The sequence below is a fragment of the Sphingopyxis sp. 550B genome (assembly GCF_057401805.1).
In genome coordinates, this window is record NZ_CM171610.1 from 3,251,260 (window position 1) to 3,270,614 (window position 19,355).

Annotated in this window: 19 protein-coding genes and 1 tRNA gene; 8 read left to right on the top strand and 12 right to left on the bottom strand. The window is 64.8% G+C overall.

Annotated features, from left to right (window positions below):
* Positions 1–198: 198 nt before the first annotated feature.
* Positions 199–1,473, top strand: coding sequence for a sugar MFS transporter (locus tag AC2S9W_RS15090; RefSeq protein WP_486571204.1), 1,275 nt, complete (start codon positions 199–201; stop codon positions 1,471–1,473).
* A 442-nt stretch (positions 1,474–1,915) separates the two neighbouring features.
* Here AC2S9W_RS15090 and AC2S9W_RS15095 read toward each other — a convergent pair whose 3' ends face one another.
* The 4 genes from AC2S9W_RS15095 to AC2S9W_RS15110 are packed head-to-tail and all read right to left on the bottom strand — an operon-like array spanning position 1,916 to position 6,544.
* Positions 1,916–3,121 carry an ABC transporter permease gene (locus AC2S9W_RS15095; protein WP_486571205.1) on the bottom strand — a complete coding sequence of 402 codons (1,206 nt, stop codon included), beginning with the start codon at positions 3,119–3,121 and terminating at the stop codon, positions 1,916–1,918.
* A complete protein-coding gene (locus tag AC2S9W_RS15100) occupies positions 3,121–3,819 on the bottom strand; it encodes an ABC transporter ATP-binding protein (RefSeq protein ID WP_486571206.1) in 699 nt (232 codons plus the stop codon). Before AC2S9W_RS15100 ends, AC2S9W_RS15095 begins: the two co-directional genes overlap by 1 nt.
* A complete protein-coding gene (locus tag AC2S9W_RS15105) occupies positions 3,816–5,129 on the bottom strand; it encodes an efflux RND transporter periplasmic adaptor subunit (RefSeq protein WP_486571207.1) in 1,314 nt (437 codons plus the stop codon). Before AC2S9W_RS15105 ends, AC2S9W_RS15100 begins: the two co-directional genes overlap by 4 nt.
* Complete coding sequence (locus tag AC2S9W_RS15110; protein WP_486571208.1) at positions 5,129–6,544, bottom strand: efflux transporter outer membrane subunit; 1,416 nt, start codon at positions 6,542–6,544, stop codon at positions 5,129–5,131. The genes AC2S9W_RS15105 and AC2S9W_RS15110 overlap by 1 nt, the downstream gene beginning before the upstream one ends.
* Before the next feature lie 128 nt (positions 6,545–6,672).
* Here AC2S9W_RS15110 and AC2S9W_RS15115 point away from each other — a divergent pair, with 128 nt between their 5' ends.
* Together AC2S9W_RS15115 and AC2S9W_RS15120 are read left to right on the top strand one after the other, a co-directional pair.
* Positions 6,673–7,389 (top strand): response regulator, encoded by a 717-nt coding sequence (locus AC2S9W_RS15115; RefSeq protein WP_486571209.1) that lies wholly within the window; start codon positions 6,673–6,675, stop codon positions 7,387–7,389.
* A gap of 48 nt (positions 7,390–7,437) precedes the next feature.
* Positions 7,438–8,763: a sensor histidine kinase gene (locus AC2S9W_RS15120; RefSeq protein ID WP_486571210.1), complete on the top strand. Its 1,326-nt coding sequence runs from the start codon at positions 7,438–7,440 to the stop codon at positions 8,761–8,763.
* A gap of 85 nt (positions 8,764–8,848) precedes the next feature.
* Here AC2S9W_RS15120 and AC2S9W_RS15125 read toward each other — a convergent pair whose 3' ends face one another.
* Together AC2S9W_RS15125 and AC2S9W_RS15130 are read right to left on the bottom strand one after the other, a co-directional pair.
* Positions 8,849–10,030 (bottom strand): tyrosine-type recombinase/integrase, encoded by a 1,182-nt coding sequence (locus AC2S9W_RS15125; protein WP_486571211.1) that lies wholly within the window; start codon positions 10,028–10,030, stop codon positions 8,849–8,851.
* Between the two features lie 145 nt (positions 10,031–10,175).
* Positions 10,176–10,268: transfer RNA gene (locus AC2S9W_RS15130), tRNA-Ser, on the bottom strand.
* Between the two features lie 246 nt (positions 10,269–10,514).
* Between AC2S9W_RS15130 and AC2S9W_RS15135 the strand changes: the two genes are divergently transcribed.
* Positions 10,515–11,288, top strand: coding sequence for a DUF1134 domain-containing protein (locus AC2S9W_RS15135; RefSeq protein ID WP_076077820.1), 774 nt, complete (start codon positions 10,515–10,517; stop codon positions 11,286–11,288).
* A gap of 380 nt (positions 11,289–11,668) precedes the next feature.
* Here AC2S9W_RS15135 and AC2S9W_RS15140 read toward each other — a convergent pair whose 3' ends face one another.
* From AC2S9W_RS15140 to petA, 4 genes are read right to left on the bottom strand one after another with little or no spacing between them, the layout of a single operon-like run.
* Positions 11,669–12,223 (bottom strand): adenine phosphoribosyltransferase, encoded by a 555-nt coding sequence (locus tag AC2S9W_RS15140; protein ID WP_104959689.1) that lies wholly within the window; start codon positions 12,221–12,223, stop codon positions 11,669–11,671.
* A gap of 26 nt (positions 12,224–12,249) precedes the next feature.
* Positions 12,250–13,062, bottom strand: a complete 813-nt coding sequence (locus tag AC2S9W_RS15145) for a cytochrome c1 (protein WP_067106743.1) — start codon at positions 13,060–13,062, stop codon at positions 12,250–12,252.
* 31 nt (positions 13,063–13,093) lie between these two features.
* Positions 13,094–14,374, bottom strand: coding sequence for a cytochrome b (locus AC2S9W_RS15150; protein WP_067106745.1), 1,281 nt, complete (start codon positions 14,372–14,374; stop codon positions 13,094–13,096).
* Between the two features lie 13 nt (positions 14,375–14,387).
* Positions 14,388–14,945 (bottom strand): ubiquinol-cytochrome c reductase iron-sulfur subunit, encoded by a 558-nt coding sequence (gene petA / locus AC2S9W_RS15155; RefSeq protein WP_067106747.1) that lies wholly within the window; start codon positions 14,943–14,945, stop codon positions 14,388–14,390.
* A 227-nt stretch (positions 14,946–15,172) separates the two neighbouring features.
* On the opposite strand from petA, the gene AC2S9W_RS15160 reads away from it, so the two are divergent.
* A complete protein-coding gene (locus AC2S9W_RS15160; RefSeq protein ID WP_067183481.1) occupies positions 15,173–15,631 on the top strand; it encodes a tRNA (cytidine(34)-2'-O)-methyltransferase in 459 nt (152 codons plus the stop codon).
* Positions 15,628–16,488, top strand: coding sequence for an oxygen-dependent coproporphyrinogen oxidase (hemF, locus tag AC2S9W_RS15165; RefSeq protein ID WP_486571212.1), 861 nt, complete (start codon positions 15,628–15,630; stop codon positions 16,486–16,488). The genes AC2S9W_RS15160 and hemF overlap by 4 nt, the downstream gene beginning before the upstream one ends.
* Positions 16,489–16,537: 49 nt before the next feature.
* Here the strand turns inward: hemF and AC2S9W_RS15170 are convergent, their stop codons facing one another.
* Together AC2S9W_RS15170 and AC2S9W_RS15175 are read right to left on the bottom strand one after the other, a co-directional pair.
* The gene (locus tag AC2S9W_RS15170; protein ID WP_486571213.1) at positions 16,538–17,395 is read right to left on the bottom strand and encodes a hypothetical protein; all 858 of its coding nucleotides are present in this window, start codon (positions 17,393–17,395) and stop codon (positions 16,538–16,540) included.
* Between the two features lie 61 nt (positions 17,396–17,456).
* A complete protein-coding gene (locus AC2S9W_RS15175) occupies positions 17,457–18,200 on the bottom strand; it encodes a glycerophosphoryl diester phosphodiesterase membrane domain-containing protein (protein WP_067106757.1) in 744 nt (247 codons plus the stop codon).
* A gap of 134 nt (positions 18,201–18,334) precedes the next feature.
* Here AC2S9W_RS15175 and lipB point away from each other — a divergent pair, with 134 nt between their 5' ends.
* The gene (gene lipB / locus AC2S9W_RS15180) at positions 18,335–18,988 is read left to right on the top strand and encodes a lipoyl(octanoyl) transferase LipB (protein WP_486571214.1); all 654 of its coding nucleotides are present in this window, start codon (positions 18,335–18,337) and stop codon (positions 18,986–18,988) included.
* Positions 18,989–18,997: 9 nt separating this feature from the next.
* Entirely contained in the window at positions 18,998–19,339 is a 342-nt protein-coding gene (locus AC2S9W_RS15185; protein WP_486571215.1) for a hypothetical protein, read from the top strand.
* Positions 19,340–19,355: the final 16 nt, after the last annotated feature.

A 19,355-nucleotide genomic window follows, 5' to 3' on the forward strand; every position in this document is an offset into this window, starting at 1 on the left:
GGATCGTGCGTGATTTTGTTGATGGGAAAGCGGAGAGCTTTCAGTCAGGTCTGCTGGCGAATGCGCGACGCCCCCTCAAGCCGATTCAGCTTGACAAATCCCACCATTAAAGCAGTCACAACTGACCGTAACCTGACGAACGAATCCAGTCAGGGCCGGGCCGCTCGAGGTGGCGGGATCGATGAGAGGGACTGTTCGATGGCAACGCAGGCACGAGACGCAAAACCCTATGGAAAGGCGTTGGCGCTGCTCGCGACGCTTTTTTTCATGTGGGGTTTCATCAGCGTAATCAACAACACGCTGCTTCCGCACCTGCGTAGCGTATTCGACCTCAGTTACACGCAGACCACCCTCATCGAGTCGGTCTGGTTCATCGCTTACGGCATCGCTGCCATGCCGTCGGCCTTTCTGATCGAGCGTGTTGGATACAGGAAGGCCATAGTCATCGGCCTGGTGGTCATGGCCGTCGGTGCCGTCTGCATGGTCCCGGCGGCAAGATTGCCCTCGTTCGAAGTGACGCTCGCCGCCCTATTCGTCATCGCGGCGGGAATCGCGCTGCTGCAAGTTGCGGCCAATCCGTACGTCGCCGTTATCGGCCCCGCAGAAACTTCCGAGTCGCGCCTGACGCTCGTCCAGGCGTTCAACTCCGCAGGAACCTTCTTCGCTCCCTATTTTGGCGGCTATCTCATCTTGAGCCGGACGACGTCGGGCACCAGCCTCGAGGGCAACACGCTCACGGTGGAGCAGCGAATGGCCGATGCGGCAGCGACGCAATTGCCCTATCTGCTCGTCGCGATCGTTCTCGCCGTCCTTGCCGTTGCCATCGCGCGTTCGCAGCTTCCCGAACTCGATCCGGCCAACCGGCGCGCGAACGCCGAGGAACGGCGCCATCTTTCGCTCTGGAGCCACCGCAATCTCGTCTTCGGTATTCCGGCGATCTTCATTTATGTTCTCGCCGAAATCGGGGTGGCCAATCTGTTTATCAATTTCGTCGCCCAGCCCTCGATCGGAAATATGACCCATGCGACTGCGGCCAATTACCTCATCCTGCTCTGGTCGGGTATGATGGTCGGGCGATTCGCCGGAAGCTATCTTCTCGTCCGCTTTCCTGCCGGCAAGGTTCTAGCCTGTTTTGCCATCTTCGCGATGATTGTGATGATCGGCGCCGCAACCCTCGAAGGCAGGATTGCCATGTGGTCGCTCATCCTTGTCGGCCTCGGACATTCCATTATGTTCCCCGCGATCTTCGCCCTCGGCATCAAGGGGCTGGGTCCGCTCACAGAGGAAGGATCGGGACTGCTCGTTACGGCGATCGTCGGCGGAGCGCTTGTCGTCGTTCAAGGCTGGCTCGCCGACCAATATGGTCTGCAAAACAGCTTCTGGCTCACTGTCGCCTGCGAGGTCTATATCCTCTTCTACGCCCTTTGGGGCAGCAAGCCGACCAATGCCTTGCCGCCAGAGAAGGTGACCTGATCCCTGGCCAGGATTGGCGGAAAACGTCAAATCCTGCCTCGCTTCCAACCTTCCGTCACCGCGTTGGCCGAACATTCCGGACCGGCCTCCAGTCTTTGCCCTGCCCCGCACCAGGTCGAAGCTTCACGCTGATGCCAGCGTGTCGACGTCACGCTGGCGCCGGAAAATATTCCAATCCGGTACATGACCCGATGTTGGTCCGTGCGCTGGTGCTGGAAAGCCGGAAGAACTATTTCGACTTGCCAAACAGTCCATGCCGAAAGGCAAGAATGCGAAAGCGCAGCAGCGATCGGAAAGCGGGACCAGTGCGGAAAGAAGATCGTGTCACACCCCAATCCCGCGTGCCGAAGTACCGACAACGCGGCTGGACGAGCAGCCCATATCGCTGGCGGGCCGCTCGAAAGACTGACGAACGTGGGCGCCGTCCGCCAAGCGCCTGGCGTCATTCGTGGCGCAGTGCTTCGATAGGATTGAGGGCGGCCGCGCGGCGTGCCGGAAAATAGCCGAAGATGACACCGATCGCGGCGGAGAATGCAAACGCCAAGAGGTTGATCTGCGGATCGAAGATGAACGGAATGTCGAGCGCTGCCGTCGCGGCGAGCGTGAGGATGAAGGCAAGGAGCAGTCCGGTCACGCCGCCCAGACACGACAGCACCACGGCTTCGACCAGAAACTGCATCAGGACTTCCCGGCCGACCGCCCCGATGGCGAGCCGTATGCCGATCTCGCGCGTTCGCTCGGTAACGGACACAAGCATGATGTTCATGATGCCGATGCCGCCAACCAGCAAACTGACCCCGGCGATCGTGCCCATCACCGCGGTCATTGTCCGCGTCGTGCCCGTGATCGCCTCGGTGATCTCGCGGGTGTCGAAGATGTTGAAATCATTCTCTTCGCCCGGCGCCAGATTGCGCCGCTCCCGGAGCAGTTCGACAATCGATGCCTGCACCAAAGCCGGGTCATATCGCGCATCGACGGCGATCTGGACCGCTCCCAGCGTCCTCGTTCCGGTCAGGCGGCGCTGAACCGCCTTGATCGGCATCGCCACCACGTCATTCTGATCCTGAAAGCCGCCCTGCCCCTTGGACGCCAGAACACCGATCACCGCGCAGCTGACGTCGCGCAGCCGGATATTTTCGCCCACGGGATCATCGTTCGCGAAAAGTTTGTCGCGCACCGTCGTCCCGATCAGGCAGACCGACTTCCCCGCCGCTTCCTCTTCGGCGGAAAAGAGGCGGCCTTCGGTGGCATTCCACTGCTGACCGACAAAATAGTCGCCGGTCGTGCCGGTTACCGTGGTCGACCAGTTCGACGCATTGCGCACCGCCTGCGCGGACTGCTGCGCGAGCGGCGATACCGCGACGACGCCCGCCACCTGCTCCTTGAGCGCCTCTATATCGTCCATCTCGAAATTAGGCGGTGGGGGTCCGCCGCCGCCGCGACCGAACCCCTGTCCCGGTCGAATGGTGAGCATATTGGCTCCGAGCGACGAGATCTGGTCCTTGACCGAGGCCGTGGCGCCTGTCCCGAGGGTTACCATCGTGACCACGGCTGCGACACCGATCACCACGCCCAGAACGGTCAGGAAGGAACGCAGCAGGTGACGCCTGATTTCGCGAAGCGCCAGGACAAGCGTGGTCCCGAACATCAGGCGTGCCCCCCGGTTTCGATTCGCTCGACGAGGCCGTCACGGAAATGCACGATCTTCCGGGCATATTCAGCCATATCCGCCTCGTGGGTGACCATCATGATGGTGATACCGCGCGCGCGATTCAGCTCGGTGAGCAATTCCATGATCTCGACCGAGCGTTCGGTGTCGAGATTACCGGTGGGCTCGTCCGCAAGGAGCACCTCGGGATCAGTTACGAGGGCACGTGCGATCGCGACGCGCTGCTGCTGCCCGCCCGAAAGCTCCGCCGGCGTGTGATTCCACCAGTCTGCAAGGCCGACCTGCGCGAGGGAGGCCATCGCCGCGTCGCGGCGGCGCGCCTTTGCCTCGCCGCGATAGACGAGTGGCAGCTCGACATTCTCAAGTGCCGAGGTACGGGCCAGAAGATTGAAGCCCTGGAAGACAAAGCCGAGATAACGGCGGCGCAGCAGCGCGCGTTGGTCGCGGTCGAGCGCCTCGACATGCACGCCCTTGAACAGATAATGGCCTGCCGTCGGGACATCGAGGCAACCCAGAATGTTCATCGTCGTCGACTTGCCCGAGCCCGACGCGCCCATGACCGCGACAAATTCGCCGCGCGAGATCGTGAGATCGATGCCCTTGAGTGCGCGGAACGCCGTGGCACCCGCGCCGAAGCTCTTCTCGACATTGCGCAGTTCGATAATGGTTTCCGTCATGGGGCGTCGGCCAGTCGACCGGTGATCACCTTGATGCCGGGTTTGAGGCCTGCTCCCGATACGGCGGTCCAGCTGCCGTCGCTGCGCCCGGTGACGACGTCGACACGGCTCGGCTTGCCGTCGGCACCCAGAATATAGACCGACTGACGGCTGCCGCGCCCGATCTTGGCATCCCTGTCGGGTCGCGGAGGGCCGCTCATCAGGCCTCCCTGAGAAGCTGCGGTCGGAACGCGCTCGGGCGAGAAGCGCAGCGCCGCGTTGGGAACGAGGAGAGTGTTATTCACCTCAGCCGAAATAATTCGGGCGGTTGCCGTCATGCCCGGCCGCAGGATGAGCTTCGGATTGTCGACAGTGAGCACCGCCGTATAGGCCACAACCTGATTGCTGCTCACGGCGCTGCCTGTTGTCGCGCTTCCCGAGCCTCCCGATGCGTTGGCGCCGAGGTCGACGCGGATGAGGCGCGCAGGGAAGCTCTCGCCCGGGAAGGCGTCGACCGTGAAGCGCGCCGCCTGGCCTTCGCGCACCTGCCCCACGTCCGCTTCGTCGACCTTGACCTCAAGACGCATGGTGCTCAGGTCCTCGGCGATGGTGAAGAGGACGGGCGCCTGAAACGAGGCGGCAACTGTCTGCCCGGGATCGACCGACCGGGAGAGAACCACCCCCGTCACGGGCGAAACGATCGTCGCACGGCTGAGATTCGTTTCGGCCGATGACAGGGCGGCGCGCTGCTGCACGACCTGCGCTTCCGCCGATCGGGTCGCCGCGGCGGCTCTGCGATATTCCGCCCGGGCCGCATCGAGCTCGGTGGCGGAAGGAACCTTGCCTCCCGAGAGCTTGTACACCTCTTCTAGCCGCGCAAGGTTGGCACGGGCCTGCCCCTGCGTTGCCTCGGCGGTTGCGACCTGCGACCGGGCGACGGCAAGCGACGCCTCGGACTGCCGGATCGTGTCGACGAGGCGAGCCGTGTCGAGCCGCGCCAGCGGCTGCCCCTTGGTCACGCGGTCATTATTGTCGACATAGACCGCCGCGACGAGGCCCGATTGCTCCGAACCGACCTCGACCTGGTTGGTGGGCTGAAGATTACCCGTCGCAGTGATCGAACTTTCAAGTCCGCCGCGCTTGACCGCCGTCGTCGCAAACCCCTGCTCCTCGCCCCCGCTCATGCACTTCGCGAGGACGAGAAGCATGACCAGCACTAGCCCCGCCACGATCCACGTCCGCGGACGACGTATAAAGGGACGCGCCGGAGGCGCGCCCAGAAATTCGTCGAGAGCGGCATCGCCAGCAGGCGCTTTCACGTCGTTGGTCATTACGATCCTTCCGGATTGGGGAGGGAGACAGCGGCGTTCCAGCCGCCGCCTAGTGCACGATAGAGCTGGACAGCTGCTTGGGCGCGTTCGGCGCGCGCGCCGAGCAAGCCTTCGCGCGCCGCCAGAAGCGCCCGTTCGGCATCGAGCAGGGTCCTGAAATCGGTGAGGCCCGAGCGATATTGGCTGCGCGCGAGAATTGCGCTGTTAGACGCCGCCTTGAGCGCGACCTCGAACGCCTGCTCGCGCGCTTTTCCCGCGGCGGTCGCCGCGAGTCCATTTTCCGTATCCTCGATCGCGACGAGCACCGCCTTGCGATACGCCGCAAGGGCCCCTTCCGCGGCCGCCTCCGACGCACGCAGCTGTGCGCGGCTACGCCCTCCGTCGAATATCAGCTGCCCGAGCGTTCCGAAGAAATTTCCGGTGACAAGGTCGAAGAGGCCGCCCGGAGTCGCTGCGCTCGTGGAAAGGTCACCTCCAATACGAAGCGCCGGATAGAGCCGTGCCTCTGCCACGCCGATCCGCGCCGTCGCGGCCGCCAGCGAGCGTTCGGCCGACCGAACGTCGGGACGTTGGCGCAATGTGTCCGCTGGAATGCCGACAGCAAGAGCTTCGGGGGCGCGGGGAATGGTGCCGGGCTCCTCGATGAGATAGCTGGCCGCTCCGGGCGCCTCGCCGGTGAGGATTGCGAGACGGTAGCTCGCGGAGGCCAGGCGCGCCTCGATGCTGGGGATGGTCGCCGAAGTCTGTGCCCGAGACGCGCGAGCCTGTTCCTCGTCGAGGCTCGACACAAGTCCGGCCTGGACGCGCCACCGCGCGATTTGGAGATTGTCATCGGCGATCCGCAGCGTGTCGCGAGCAAGAAGCAATTGCTCCTGCGCCTGCCGAAGCATGATGTAATTGCTGGCTGTTTCCGCAGCCACAGCGACGCGAACGCCGGCCATGTCGAAGTAGCTCGCCTCGGCGTCCGCGCGCGCCGCTTCCGAGGTGCGGCGCAGGCCGCCGAAAATGTCGGCCTCCCACGATGCGGAACTTCCAAGTGACAGGCTGCTGCGGCTTCCCCCCGGCTCGGCAATAAACTCGCTCGCTCCTGCCGAGGCGCTGAGGCTCGGCAATTGTGCGCCTCTGGCCTGCACAAGTGCTTCTCGGGCCTGCCGAAGGCGCGCAAGCGATTGCGCAAGATCGAGATTGCCCGCCAAGGATAGGCCGACGATCCTGTCGAGATCCGCATCGCCGAAGGTCCGCCACCAGTCCGCGATTCGCCCGGGTCCCGCCGCCAGGGGAGAGGCTTGTTGATAGGCGGCGGGAACACCGAGCTCGCCAGCCGCAGCCGGGCGATAGTCGGGACCGACAGCTGTGCAACCAGCCAGAAAACTGGCCGTGAGTACGGCTGTGCAGATATGGGGCTTCGTTGGCATGCCCCGTCAATTAGGCCTCGAAGGTCACCCGCAATTGCCGCTATGTGACAGATTGTGTCTGCGCATGGCATGTCCGACAAACGCGCGGCCGCCAAAGTCGCTATGATTGGGGAATGGAAGAGCCTGCGATGACGACCGATCCGGCGAGGATACTCGTGGTCGATGACGATCCGAGTCTGAGGTCCCTCGTTGGCGCCTTTCTGGGCGCGCATGGGTATCAGATATTCGAAGCGGATGGCGGCGCTGCAATGCGTGCCATCCTCGAACGCGAGTCGATCGATCTCGTCATCCTCGACGTGATGATGCCGGGCGAGGACGGCCTCAGTCTGGCGAGGGGGCTCGCCGCATATCAGGACGTTGCGATCATTTTCGTGTCCGCGCTTGGCAGCGAGACCGACCGCATCATCGGCCTCGAAGTCGGGGCCGACGACTATGTTGCCAAGCCTGCATCGCCGCGCGAGCTGCTGGCACGCGTGCGCGCTGTCCTGCGCCGCCGCCGCGGAAGCGACCCGGGACCCGGCAAGGAGGCCACCTTCCTGTTCGACGGCTGGCGGCTCGATCTCGCACGGCGGATCCTCCACGATCCGAAGAAAATCGTCATCAGCCTGTCAGATGGCGAATTCTCTTTGCTCCGTGTATTTGTCGAGCGGCCACGCCGCGTCCTCAATCGCGATCAGCTGCTCGAACTGTCGCGCGGTCCCGAAAGCGACAGTTTCGACCGGGCCATCGACACGCAGGTCAGTCGCTTGCGCCGCAAGCTCTCCGGTCGGTCGAGCGGCGAGATTATCAGGACCGTTCGCTCGGAAGGCTATATGTTTCTTCCCTCGGTGACCCGCGGCGGCTGAATGAGGCTCCGAATACCCTTCCCGCGCGGCCTTCTTGGACACACGCTGATGCTATCGATCGGCGTCGTGCTGCTGGTGTTCGCCGCAGCGGTTGCGCTTGCGATGGCGTGGCGGACACCTTTCTTCACGCCGGTATCGGCCTATGAGATTGCGCGGCTCCTCGAAGATCGACCGGTAGCCTCCGAACGCCCTGGCGTGACGCGCGGAATCTTCGCGACCCCGCCCACCGAAGATGCGAACTGGCCGGCGGCGCAGATGATCCGCGGCGCCATTGCGCGCGAGCTCGGTCGTCCCCTTGCCGACGTCTCCTTCAGTGCGAAATCCATGGCTCCGGCGGATACCGACGCCGATGAGGTGGCACGTTTCTTCGCCGGCAACCGGATCGAGCGCGACTACAAGGCCTATGCCAGTGAGGGCCGATTCAATCCGGACGTCTATGATGCCTTCACCGCGGCGGTGCGAATGCCCGACGGTGGATGGAAATATATCCGCCGCGACCGGGGCGACAGTCTTGCCGATTTCCGTTGGCGCCTGACGATGCTGGTCGGCCTTGCTGTGCTGCTCGTGGTCCCGGTTGCATGGTGGTTCAGCCGTCGCATCGCCGAGCCGATCCGCTCCTTCGCTGCCGCCGCCGACCGTATCGGCCGCCGCGAGCAGAGCGAGCCTGTCGATGTGCGCGGCCCAACCGAGATCAAGCTTGCCGCGCGCTCCCTCAACGACATGCACGCGCGCCTCGAGCGCTATGTGCTGGAGCGGACCTCGATGATTGGCGCCATCGCCCATGACCTGCGCACGCCGCTGGCGCGGCTTGCCTTCCTTCTCGTCGCTGGGCCCGAGGAACTTCGCGGGCGCGCCGAGGCCGAAATCGCAGAAATGGAAGCCATGATTGCGGCTGTGCTCGACTTCGTCGCGCATGAGGCGACGCCGCGCACGCGCGAGCCGCTCGACCTTCCGCTGCTCGTCGAGGGCGTCGTCGACGATTTTGCCGACATGCGAGCGCAAGTGACGTTCGTGTCCGATGGCCCGGCCATCGTAGCAGGCGATCCGTTGAGCCTGCGGCGCATGATACGCAACCTCGTTGGCAATGCGGTCCAATATGCGGGCTCGGCCGAGGTCAGCACGGCACATAGCGGCAGCAACGTGATGATCGAGGTATCCGATCGCGGCCCTGGCCTCACCGCTGCTGATCTGGAACGTGCGTTCGAACCATTTTACCGCGGGGAGAGCTCCAGGAACCGCACGACAGGCGGGATCGGTCTCGGTCTCGCCATCGTGCGCGCAGCGGCATCCGCACACGGCGGCGATGTGGAACTTGCCGCCCGCCCAGGCGGCGGGACAACGGCGCGGATTACGCTTCCGCTCCAGAAGGGGTAAGTTCCGCGCGTAGCCCGGGAATTGTCCCATTGGACACCCGAATTTCGCCGCTGGCCTCGGTCCAAGCAGGCTTGCAAAGTGAGGGCTACGCGAACTCGCCCATCTCACCCACCGGTAGCTGCAAGGCTGGCTCGCAATAAATGGCCCAATCCTCCATCATGACCCGGCGCTTGGCGAGGAGTTTACCTCGCCGATAAGCGGCTTCGGTTTTGTCGGCCACGAGATGCGCGAGCGCGGCTTCGGCGACGTCGCCCTGATAGTTGGTCTCTTCGCTCACCCAGTCGCGAAAGGAAGAGCGGAATCCGTGCGGCGTATAGGGCTGCTTCATCTGGTGCATCAGCTTGCTCAGCGTCATGTCGGAAAGCGGCAGCCCCCGCTTGGTTCCGGAAAAAACCAGCTCGCTTCCGGGCCGCCTGAGCTCTGCGCAGCGCCGGACGATCGCAACGGCCCGTTCGCAAAGCGGAACCACATGTTCGCGGTTCGCTTTCATCCGGTGCGGCGGGATGGTCCAAAGGGCGAGCTCCAGGTCGAACTCATCCCATGTCGCCCCGCGGACTTCCCCGGAGCGAGCCGCCGCCAGGATCAGAAATTCAAGAGCAAGCCGACTGAAGGTCTCGCGGCGCCGGAGCTTGAGGACAAAGCGCGCTACCCTATCGTACGGCATAGCGGCAAAATGGCCGTCCTGCTTCGGCTGCCGCGGCAAGCCCTTGCTGATAGCGCGCATTGGCGCCTCATTGTCGCGAAATCCCATCGAATAGGACCAGTCGAGAATGTTCCCGATCCGCTGCCGTACGCGTCGCGCCGTCTCCGGTTTCGTGAGCCAGATCTTGAGAAGCAGCTCCCGGATCATCGGTCCGGTAATATGATCGACACGCTCGTTCCCGATGTGGGGAAAGGCATACGCCTCCAGAGTGTTCATCCACTGCTGCGCGTGCTTCTGGTTACGCCAGGTTTTTCTCGTTTCTTCAAAGACGGTTACCGCCGCTTGACGGAAGGTGGGTTTCCTCACCGGCGGCTTGCGCTCCTCCACCGGGTCGACGCCCATGTCCATGAGCCTGTGGGTATCGCGCGCCAGCTGCCGCGCCTCGACGAGATTGACGTCGACCAGGCTCCCTAGCCCGATGTCACGGCGGCGGCCGTCGCGCTGCACGCGACAAACCCAGCTTTTTGAACCAGTTGGCTGGACCACGAGGTAGAGGCCCCCTCCGTCTCCATATCGTCCGGGACGCGAGGCGTGATTCACGGCGGTTACGGTCAGTCTGTTCATGCTCATTTTTTGTGCAAATCCTTACCCACATTTCAAATCGTCGGGTCTGGACGCGTGAGGATGTTCAGGGATACGAATCACCCGATAAGCCGCAGAAATCCTTGGGCTTTCTCGGGACCGTTCTGGACGTATGGGGTGGAAAGTATGGCGGAGACGGAGGGATTCGAACCCTCGGTACCGGATTTACCAGTACGACGGTTTAGCAAACCGTTGGTTTCAGCCACTCACCCACGTCTCCGCATGGCCCGCCGCAAGTGCGACGGTGTTGGCCTGAGCGGGGCCTATAGCCAGCCCCGTGCCAGCCCGCAACGCCTAAGATTCGGCATTTCACGGCTCGTTCGGCGCATTTGACGGCCCGCGCGATTCGGTCCAACGCAAATTCGACTCGGGTCATCGCCGGTTCATTGCCCGAAGACCAAAGCGAGTCATGATTAACGCGACCTTCGGCCCGTCGATGCGGGCCGGACAGCTGTTGGGGGAAGAAATGCGCCGGACGCTCACCACCTTTGCGACCATGGCCCTCGCGTCGATCGGGATGGCGCTCGCGCCGTTGCCGGCGGCCGCGCAGATGACCTCGGTCGATCCGAATACCGCGATCGATTCGGATCTCGACAACCCCGCCCCGCCACCGCCCGTCGATACGCCCTCGACGGCGCCTGAAAGCGAATCCTATGACAGCGACCTCGCGACGGGCAGCGAGCAATATGGCACCACGCCCGACACGACGACCGCAACCACCGATCCGGCGACGGCGGCAACCAGCGCCCAGCCCGGCACGACCTACAAGCAGGACGACCTGATCGGCGCCGCCGAAGGCGTGTTCGGCAAGGGCGCGCAAGGGCTCGCCGCGATGATCGAGGACATTTTGCGCAAGCAGGGCGAACCCAACGCCTATATCGTCGGCCGCGAGGCCAGCGGCGCGCTCGGCATCGGGCTGCGCTATGGGTCGGGAACGCTGTACCACAAGGTCGAGGGCGAACGCCCCGCATATTGGACCGGGCCGTCGATCGGTTTCGACGCGGGCGCCAACGCCGGCAATACCTTCGTGCTCGTCTACAATCTCTTCGACAGCGAAGATCTCTACAAGCGCTATCCGGCGGGCGAAGGCGCCGCCTATCTGCTCGGCGGCTTCAACGCCTCCTATCTGCGCCGCGGCGACGTCGTGCTGATCCCGATCCGCGTCGGCGTCGGGGCGCGGCTCGGCGCCAATGTCGGCTATATGAAGTTCCGCAAGAAGCAGAGCTGGCTGCCCTTCTGATCCCGCCCCGCCAGGGATGAGACGGCTCGCGCTTCGGCACCTGGGCGACGTTCATCTCCCCTCCCGCAGGCGGGAGGGGCTGGGGGTGGGCAGCGACAGTGCAAAGGCCCGCCCCGCTGCGACTAAAGCGTGATGACATCGAATGGAATCGTCATTGCGAGCGGCGAAGCCGCGCGGCAATCCGGAATGTGCGCAAACCGCTCTGGATTGCTTCCCCCGGATCAGGTCCGGGGTCGCAATGACGAAGTGGGTCAATCCAAAGTCATCAGAGTCTAACGAACAAGTTCGTAAGCCTCGCTGCCCCTCCCGCCTGCGGGAGGAGAAAACGGGGCATGGCCCAAACCTCCGCTTCCCACCCCGAAACCGCCGCCGGATTCCCGTTATTCCCCGTCGAAGGCGATCAGCGTTTCGCATGCCAGCCCGGCGGCTGCCAGCCGCGCCGAACCGCCGAGGTCGGGCAGGTCGATCACGAACAGCGCGGCGGCGACCTCGGCTCCGGCGCTGCGCATGAGCTGTGCGGTGGCGAGGATGGTGCCGCCGGTCGCCAGCAGATCGTCGATCAGCACGACGCGATGGCCCGGAAGCACCGCGCCTTCGTGCAGTTCAAGCCGATCGACGCCATATTCGAGCTCGTAATCGACCCCGATCGTCATGCCGGGCAGTTTGCCCGCCTTGCGCACGGGAACGAGCCCCAGCCCCATCGCGGTCGCCATCGCCGCACCGAACAGGAAACCGCGCGCCTCCACCGCCACGATCAGGTCGGGGCGATGGATCGCCGCGCGGTCGCAAAGCCGGCGGACGCTTTCGGCGAAACCGGCAGCGTCGCCAATCAGCGTCGTGATATCCCGAAAGGAAATCCCCGGCTTCGGAAAGTCGGGGATCGTGCGGACGAGCGCCGCGAGGTCGAGATCGGGACGGGGCGGAAGGGCGATCATGCAAGCGGCCGCCCTTCCGTCACCGATCAGTGCTCCTTGTCGGCCCAGATGTTCCGATAGGACAGATAGGTCAGCGTGCTGAAGATCAGCAGGAAGATGAAGGCGCCCCAACCCACCTGCACGCGCTTAACCAGCTTCGGTTCGGCGGTCCAGACCAGAAAGGCCGTCACGTCGCTAGCCATTTGGTCGACGGTCGCCTTGGTGCCGTCGGCATAGGTGACCTGACCGTCCGCGAGCGGCGGCGCCATCGCGAGGTTCAGGTTGGCGAAATAGGGGTTGTAGTGCAGCCCGGTGCCGGGGCGCAGTTCCTTGGGCAGGTTCGCCGGCGGGTTCTGAAAACCGGTCAGCAGCGAATAGATGTAATCCTTGCCGCCTTCGCGCGCCTTGGTGATCAGCGACAGGTCGGGGGGCAGCGCGTTGTTGTTCGCCGCACGCGCCGCGACCTCGTTGGCATAGGGCGCCGGGAAATGATCCGACGGCAGGCCGGTGCGCGTCGCCGGTTCGCCCGTGTCCGGGTTGATCGACGGGATATTGTCATAGCTCTTGGCGAAGCTCTTCACCTGGCCTTCGGTATAGCCCAGGTCCTGAATGTTGCGGAACGCGACGAGGTTAAGGCTGTGACAGGCCGAGCAGACTTCCTTGTAGACCTGCATCCCGCGCTGAAGCTGCGCCTTGTCCCAGTGCGGCACCAGGCCGTCACTGGCGAGCTTCAAATGCTTCGGATGTTTATGGAACTCGTGCGAGGCATTGGGCTCATTGGTGAGCGGCGTCGTGAGTATCGCGAGCACCAGCGCGGCAATGAAACCCAGGCCGACGAGAAAACCGAGCGGACGAACCATGGCTGTATCAGCTCCTATATAAGTCCGGCGCTCAGGCCGTTGCCGCCGACGCGGCGTCGGCATGTTTTGCAAGGACCGCTTCCGTGATCGAATTCGGCATCGGTTCGGGACGTTCGATCCGCGAAACGATCGGCAGAATGATCAGGAAGTGCGCGAAATAATAGATCGACGCGAGCTGGCTCATGATCACATAGGGCTGCTCGGCGGGGCTCATGCCGCACCAGCCCAGGATGAACACGTCGAGGACGAGCAGCCAGAAGAACTTCCGGTACAGCGGACGATAGTTCGACGACTTCACGGGCGAACTGTCGAGCCAGGGCAGGAAGAACAGCAGCGCGATCGCCGCGAACATCGCGATGACGCCCCACAGCTTCGCGTCGATCCACAGGAAGTTGAAGGTGAAGGCGCGCAGGATCGCGTAGAAGGGCCAGAAATACCATTCGGGCACGATATGCGCGGGCGTCGAAAGCGGGTTCGCGGGGATGTAGTTGTCCGCGTGGCCCAGCATGTTCGGGACGAAGAAGGTCAGCGCGACGAACACGAGCAGGAAGATGCCGAGTCCGAACCCGTCCTTCGCGGTGTAATAGGGGTGGAAGGGCACCGTGTCCTGTTCGTCCTTCACCTCGATCCCCGTCGGGTTCGACGAGCCCGGAATGTGCAGCGCCCAGATGTGGAGGATGATGACCCCCGCGATCACGAACGGCAGCAGATAGTGCAGCGAGAAGAAGCGATTGAGCGCGGCGTTGTCGGGCGCGAAGCCGCCGAGCAGCCAGACGCGGACCGGCTCGCCGACCACAGGAATGGCGGAGAAGAAGCCGGTGATGACCTGCGCGCCCCAGAAGCTCATCTGCCCCCAGGGGAGCACGTAACCCATGAAGGCGGTCGCCATCATCAGCAGGAAGATGACGACGCCGAGCAGCCACACCATTTCGCGCGGCGCCTTGTACGACCCGTAATAGAGGCCGCGGAAGATGTGGAGATAGACGACGATGAAGAACATGCTCGCGCCGTTCATGTGCGCGTAGCGGATGAACCAGCCCGCGTTGACGTCGCGCATGATGTGCTCGACCGAGTCGAAGGCGACGCCGGCATTGGCGGCATAATGCATCGCCAGCACGATGCCGGTGATGATCTGGATCGCCAGCGCGGCGCCGGCGAGGACGCCGAAGTTCCAGAAATAGTTGAGATTGCGCGGCACCGGATAACCACCGCCGATGGCATTGTAGACGAGGCGCGGCATCGGCAGCTTCTCGTCCAGCCACTTCATCAGCGGGTGCTGGGGCTGATACTGGTTGGCCCAGGGAAAGCTCATCTTATCTCGCTCCTCAGCCGATCGTCACGACAGTGTCGCTGGTGAAATCATAGGGCGGCACGACCAGATTCTTGGGTGCCGGACCTTTGCGGATGCGCGCCGCGGTGTCGTAGTGCGATCCGTGGCACGGGCAGAAATAGCCGCCGAAATCGCCGCGCGGCTCGCCTTCGGCGGCGCCCAGCGGAACGCAGCCGAGGTGCGTGCAGACACCGAGCGTGATCAGCCAGTTCTCCTTGCCCACCTTGGTCCGCTCCGCCAGCGTTTCGGGGTCGCGCAGTTCGCTGAGCGGCACCTTGTTCGCCTCGGCGATCTCGGCGGGAACGAGGTTGCGGACGAACACCGGCTGCTTGCGCCAGCTCGTCTTGATCGACTGCCCCGGCTGGATCGCCGAAATGTCGATTTCGGTCGACGACAGCGCGAGCACGTCGGCGGACGGATTCATCTGATTGACCAGGGGAAGAACCACCGCGACGGACCCGACTCCGGCAAAACTCACTGCCGCGATATTGATGAAGTCCCGGCGCCGCACGCCATCTTCGATGCCGGCGGAGGTTTCGGTTTCACTGGCCATTCGACTGCCCTTGCATGGGTGAACTGACAAAGTTCCCGGAAAAGGAATGACCCGCCCCTGATGCATGCGCGCGAAACGACGCAGCCCCGGCGGCCCCTCCGGGAATTGCCGGCCTGATAGCCGCACATACCCGCCTTGCCAACAGGCAATTTCCCCTTTTCCGCCAATGCGGCGGGCTTGGCCCCTCGCCTCTCGATTCGCTGCCGGGCCGGCGCTATGGCGGCGACATGGACCTGGCGCTGTTCCAGCCCGAGATCGCGGGCAACGTCGGCACGACGCTGCGCACCGCGGCCTGCCTGGGCGTCGCGGTCCACATCATCGAGCCGTGCGGCTTTCCCTTTTCGGATGCGGCGCTGAAACGCGCCGGCATGGATTACGCCACGCGCGCCAACAGCCGGCGCCACGCCGACTGGGCCGCGTTCCGGTCGTGGAGCGCAGCGGAAGGGAAGCGGCTGGTGCTGCTGACGACGGCCGGAGCGACTCCCCTTCCCGCCTTCGATTTCCAGCCCGGCGACACGCTGCTGCTCGGCAGCGAATCCGCGGGCGCGCCGCCCCATGTCCACGATGCCGCGGCGGCGCGGGTCGCGATTCCGATGCGTCCGGGCTTTCGGTCCTTGAATGTCGCGGTGGCGGCTGGCATCGCGCTCGCCGAAGCGCTCAGGCAGACGAAAGGCTTTCCCGCATGATCACGCTCGATCCCCAGCAACAGGCGGCGCGCGACTGGTTCGAGTCGCTGCGCGACCGGATCTGCGCCGCGTTCGAGGCGATCGAGGCCGAAGCCGGCAGCGACGCCCGCTTCGCCTACACGCCCTGGGACCGCGAGGCCGAGGGGCTCGCTCCCGGCGAAGGCGGCGGCGGGGTGCGCGGGGTGATGACGGGGCAGGTGTTCGAGAAGGTCGGGGTCAACGTCTCGACCGTCGGCGGCCGTTTCGCGCCCGATTTCGCCCAGTCGATCCACGGCGCGGGCGACGACCCCAGCTTCTTCGCCACCGGCATCAGCCTCGTCGCGCACATGGCGAATCCGCATGTCCCGGCGGTCCATATGAACACGCGCTTCCTCGTCACCCAGAAGCGCTGGTTCGGTGGCGGCGCCGACCTCAACCCGCCGATTCCCTATGCCGAGGATACCGATGCCTTTCACGCGCGGCTGCGCGCGGCCTGCGCCCCCTTCGGGCCCGATGTCTATCAGCGCTACGCCAAATGGGCCGACGACTATTTCTTCATCCCGCATCGCGGCGTTTCCCGCGGCGTCGGCGGCATCTTCTACGATCATCTCGAATGCGGCGACGACGCCGAATATGATCGCAACTTCGAATTCACTCGCGCGGTCGGCGAAGCGTTCCTCGACATCTTCCCGCAGATCGTGCGGCGGCGGATGAACCAGCCGTTCACCGACGCGGACCGCGAGGCGCAACTCGTCTGGCGCGGCCGCTATGCCGAGTTCAACCTCGTCTACGACCGCGGCACGCTGTTCGGACTGCGCACCGGGGGCAATATCGACGCGATCCTGATGAGCCTGCCGCCGGTCGCCAAATGGAGCTGACGGACGGAAGGCGGCGCCACGGTCGGACCGCCTTCCCTCGCGTCGCAGATCAGGCGAACACGTCGCTCCTGTTGGTCCCGCCCAGCGCGCGATAGAGGCCCGCTGGCACCCCGACCTGCAGATAGGCCATCGGGACGCTGAGCAGGATCGCGCCGATGATCAGGCCGAGCATCGACCCGGTGCCCGGCGCGCCGCCGGCCAGCAGCGACACGCCGACGATCATCCCGAGGATCATGAAGATCACGATCAGCGCGACGCCGAGCAGGATGAAATAGGCGAAAATCTTCCACTGCGACGCGGCGGTCATCCGCCACGAAGCGCCGAGCGCCGCGAGCACGTTATAGCTGCGCTGGTCGGCCATATAGGGGCCGGTGCAGCAAAGGCGCGCCGCGAGCCAGACGAGGAACAGCAGGAACAGCGGCGCGATCAGAAAGAATGCCACGCCAATTCCCATCAGCGCCGAACTGCTCGGCTCGCCCCCGCTCGCCAGCGTCGTCAGGGCGCTGCCGAAGAACAGGAAACCGATGATGCCGAGCAGCAGGACCACCACGACCGCCAGCAACAGCACCGGCAACGAAGCGATCATGCCATAGCCGAGCGCCGCGCCGACCGGCTCGCCGCCATTGGTCAGGCCGATCCGCCAGGACGCGAAATAGCTGCCCGTCTGGAGCACATAGTTGACGATGCCGAGCAGGACGCCCGTCGCCCCCATCGCTGCGACCAGGCCGGCGCTGTTTTCGACCATGGCGGCCGGATCGAACATCGTCGCGCCGCCGCCCAGCAGGAGCTGGAGGATCAGCGGCGCCGCGATGCCGACGCCGATCAGCACGATCGCGTGTTGGACCGCCTGCCCGCTGAAGAAACCGGTCGCATAGGACCAGGCCTCGCTTATGCTAATTCGGTTCATGTCATCCGTCTCCCCTGCTTGCCGAACCGGCTTCCGCGCTTCCGCTGTCCGGCCCCTGCCATCATTCGAACAGTTCGCTCCGTCGCACGGCGAGCTGGCGATACGCCGCCGCCGACACCGCGATCGAAACGAAGCTGGCAACAGCGCCGAACCCGGCCTCGACAAGCCCGCTGAGGATCCGGCCGATCCCCGCGCCGGTTCCGCCGACGAGCCCGACGAGGCTGCCGAGGATCACCGATGCGATCCCGAAGACCAGCGCGACCAGGAACAGGAAGAAGAAGATGGACCAGGCGTTGCCCTGGGTCAGCCGCCAGCTTTCGCCGATCGCGGCCATGGGATTGCGGATTCGCCGGTCGGCGACCGCGGGCGCGATCAGGGCGAGCCGACCGACCAGATAGAGTCCCGGCACAATGAGCAGGATGAAGCCCAGCGCCAGCATGATGCCCGCCAGCAGATGCGCCACCACCAGCGTCGGGAACAACGTCAGCGCAAAGCTCAGCGCCTCGCCGACGCTCGTCCCGGTGCGCGACAGCCAGAGCCGCAGGATCGCCAGCGTCCCGGCAATCGTGAACAGCGCCACGACAAGGCTGCCCGGCACCATCTGCCGGATATTCTCGCGAAAGGTCGCCATGATCTGATCGACCGTCGCGCCGCTCGGCGGTTCGATCGGCACCGGGCCGAACCAGGCGACCGCGAGCGCCGGAAGGAAGAGAAAGACCGCCGCGATCGTGCCGGTCAGGCCGCTGTGGGAACGCAGCAGCTGGACCGCATCGTCCCACGCCGCGCCCATGTCGAATTTTGTCATTGATACCCCGTCGCTTTTCGGTGGTTCCGTTTTCGGGGGGAGAGTGACGTGCCCGGCCTCTCCTGTCCAGCATTCTCGGCAGTGCCGCGCAGCGCGGGCTTGCGTCGTCGGGAACCGCGAGGCAGGGAGCGACCATGCCCGACCCCGCCCTGCCCGAATGGCGCGTCACGCCCGGTCTTGCCGATTATGCGGAGGCGCTCGCCGACATGGAGGGGCGCGCCGCCGCGATCCAGGCCGGCGATGCGCCCGAACGTATCTGGCTGCTCGAACATCCGCCGCTCTACACCGCCGGGACGAGCGCCGATCCCGCCGAACTGCTCGAAGCGCGCTTTCCAGTGCATGTCGCGGGACGCGGCGGCCGCTACACATACCACGGCCCCGGACAGCGCGTCGGCTATGTCCAGTTGGACCTCGCCCGGCGCGGGCGCGACGTGCGCGCCTATGTCTCGGCGCTCGAGGGCTGGGTGATCGACGCGCTGGCGGTTTTCGGTGTCGCGGCGCGGCGCGCCGAAGGGCGCATCGGCATCTGGACCGACGATGCGCAGGGTCGCGAAGCGAAGATCGGCGCGATCGGCGTCCGGGTGCGGCGCTGGGTGACGCTGCACGGCTTTGCGCTCAACGTCGCTCCCGACCTGTCGCATTTCTCCGGAATCGTCCCCTGCGGCATCGCCGAATTTCCGGTCACGAGCCTCGCCGCGCTGGGGATCGACGCGGGTATGGATGACGTCGACGCCGCCTTGCGGCAGGCGCTGCCCGCCTTTCTCGACAAGCTTCCGGCAAGCGATTAGGAAGCCCGCATGAACCGTTCGCTTCTCGCTTCGCTCCTGCTTCTTCCCCTTGCCGCCTGCGGTGGCGGCGACAGCGGCGGCTCCTCGACCGCCAGGCTCGACGCGGTGGAGGTGCAGCCGGGGACGATCAGCGATTCGATGATCATCCTCGACGACGCCGCGGGCGACGGCACCGCGATCGACAACAGCGTGCCCGACGATGGGACGAAGAAGGAAGCGGCCAAGCCCGACGAGGCGGCGACGGACGACGCCGATGCCGCCCCCGACGCGGCCGACGACAATCCCGACGCGGTCGACATGCCCGCGGCGCGCAAGGCGGTCACCCCGGAAAGCGCAGCCAAAAAGGGCTGACCCAATCCTTTGCCGA

Excerpts from the sequence above, each read along its gene's own strand:
- AC2S9W_RS15135 (WP_076077820.1), top strand. The coding sequence starts at position 10,515 with ATGCGCCGGACGCTCACCACCTTTGCGACCATGGCCCTCGCGTCGATC.
- AC2S9W_RS15120 (WP_486571210.1), top strand. The coding sequence starts at position 7,438 with ATGCTATCGATCGGCGTCGTGCTGCTGGTGTTCGCCGCAGCGGTTGCG.
- lipB (WP_486571214.1), top strand. The coding sequence starts at position 18,335 with ATGCCCGACCCCGCCCTGCCCGAATGGCGCGTCACGCCCGGTCTTGCC.
- petA (WP_067106747.1), bottom strand. The coding sequence starts at position 14,945 with ATGGCCAGTGAAACCGAAACCTCCGCCGGCATCGAAGATGGCGTGCGG.
- AC2S9W_RS15105 (WP_486571207.1), bottom strand. The coding sequence starts at position 5,129 with ATGACCAACGACGTGAAAGCGCCTGCTGGCGATGCCGCTCTCGACGAA.
- AC2S9W_RS15170 (WP_486571213.1), bottom strand. The coding sequence starts at position 17,395 with ATGAACCGAATTAGCATAAGCGAGGCCTGGTCCTATGCGACCGGTTTC.
- AC2S9W_RS15125 (WP_486571211.1), bottom strand. The coding sequence starts at position 10,030 with ATGAACAGACTGACCGTAACCGCCGTGAATCACGCCTCGCGTCCCGGA.
- AC2S9W_RS15100 (WP_486571206.1), bottom strand. The coding sequence starts at position 3,819 with ATGACGGAAACCATTATCGAACTGCGCAATGTCGAGAAGAGCTTCGGC.
- AC2S9W_RS15150 (WP_067106745.1), bottom strand. The coding sequence starts at position 14,374 with ATGAGCTTTCCCTGGGCCAACCAGTATCAGCCCCAGCACCCGCTGATG.
- AC2S9W_RS15090 (WP_486571204.1), top strand. The coding sequence starts at position 199 with ATGGCAACGCAGGCACGAGACGCAAAACCCTATGGAAAGGCGTTGGCG.
- hemF (WP_486571212.1), top strand. The coding sequence starts at position 15,628 with ATGATCACGCTCGATCCCCAGCAACAGGCGGCGCGCGACTGGTTCGAG.
- AC2S9W_RS15095 (WP_486571205.1), bottom strand. The coding sequence starts at position 3,121 with ATGTTCGGGACCACGCTTGTCCTGGCGCTTCGCGAAATCAGGCGTCAC.
- AC2S9W_RS15140 (WP_104959689.1), bottom strand. The coding sequence starts at position 12,223 with ATGATCGCCCTTCCGCCCCGTCCCGATCTCGACCTCGCGGCGCTCGTC.
- AC2S9W_RS15185 (WP_486571215.1), top strand. The coding sequence starts at position 18,998 with ATGAACCGTTCGCTTCTCGCTTCGCTCCTGCTTCTTCCCCTTGCCGCC.
- AC2S9W_RS15110 (WP_486571208.1), bottom strand. The coding sequence starts at position 6,544 with ATGCCAACGAAGCCCCATATCTGCACAGCCGTACTCACGGCCAGTTTT.
- AC2S9W_RS15160 (WP_067183481.1), top strand. The coding sequence starts at position 15,173 with ATGGACCTGGCGCTGTTCCAGCCCGAGATCGCGGGCAACGTCGGCACG.
- AC2S9W_RS15175 (WP_067106757.1), bottom strand. The coding sequence starts at position 18,200 with ATGACAAAATTCGACATGGGCGCGGCGTGGGACGATGCGGTCCAGCTG.
- AC2S9W_RS15145 (WP_067106743.1), bottom strand. The coding sequence starts at position 13,062 with ATGGTTCGTCCGCTCGGTTTTCTCGTCGGCCTGGGTTTCATTGCCGCG.
- AC2S9W_RS15115 (WP_486571209.1), top strand. The coding sequence starts at position 6,673 with ATGACGACCGATCCGGCGAGGATACTCGTGGTCGATGACGATCCGAGT.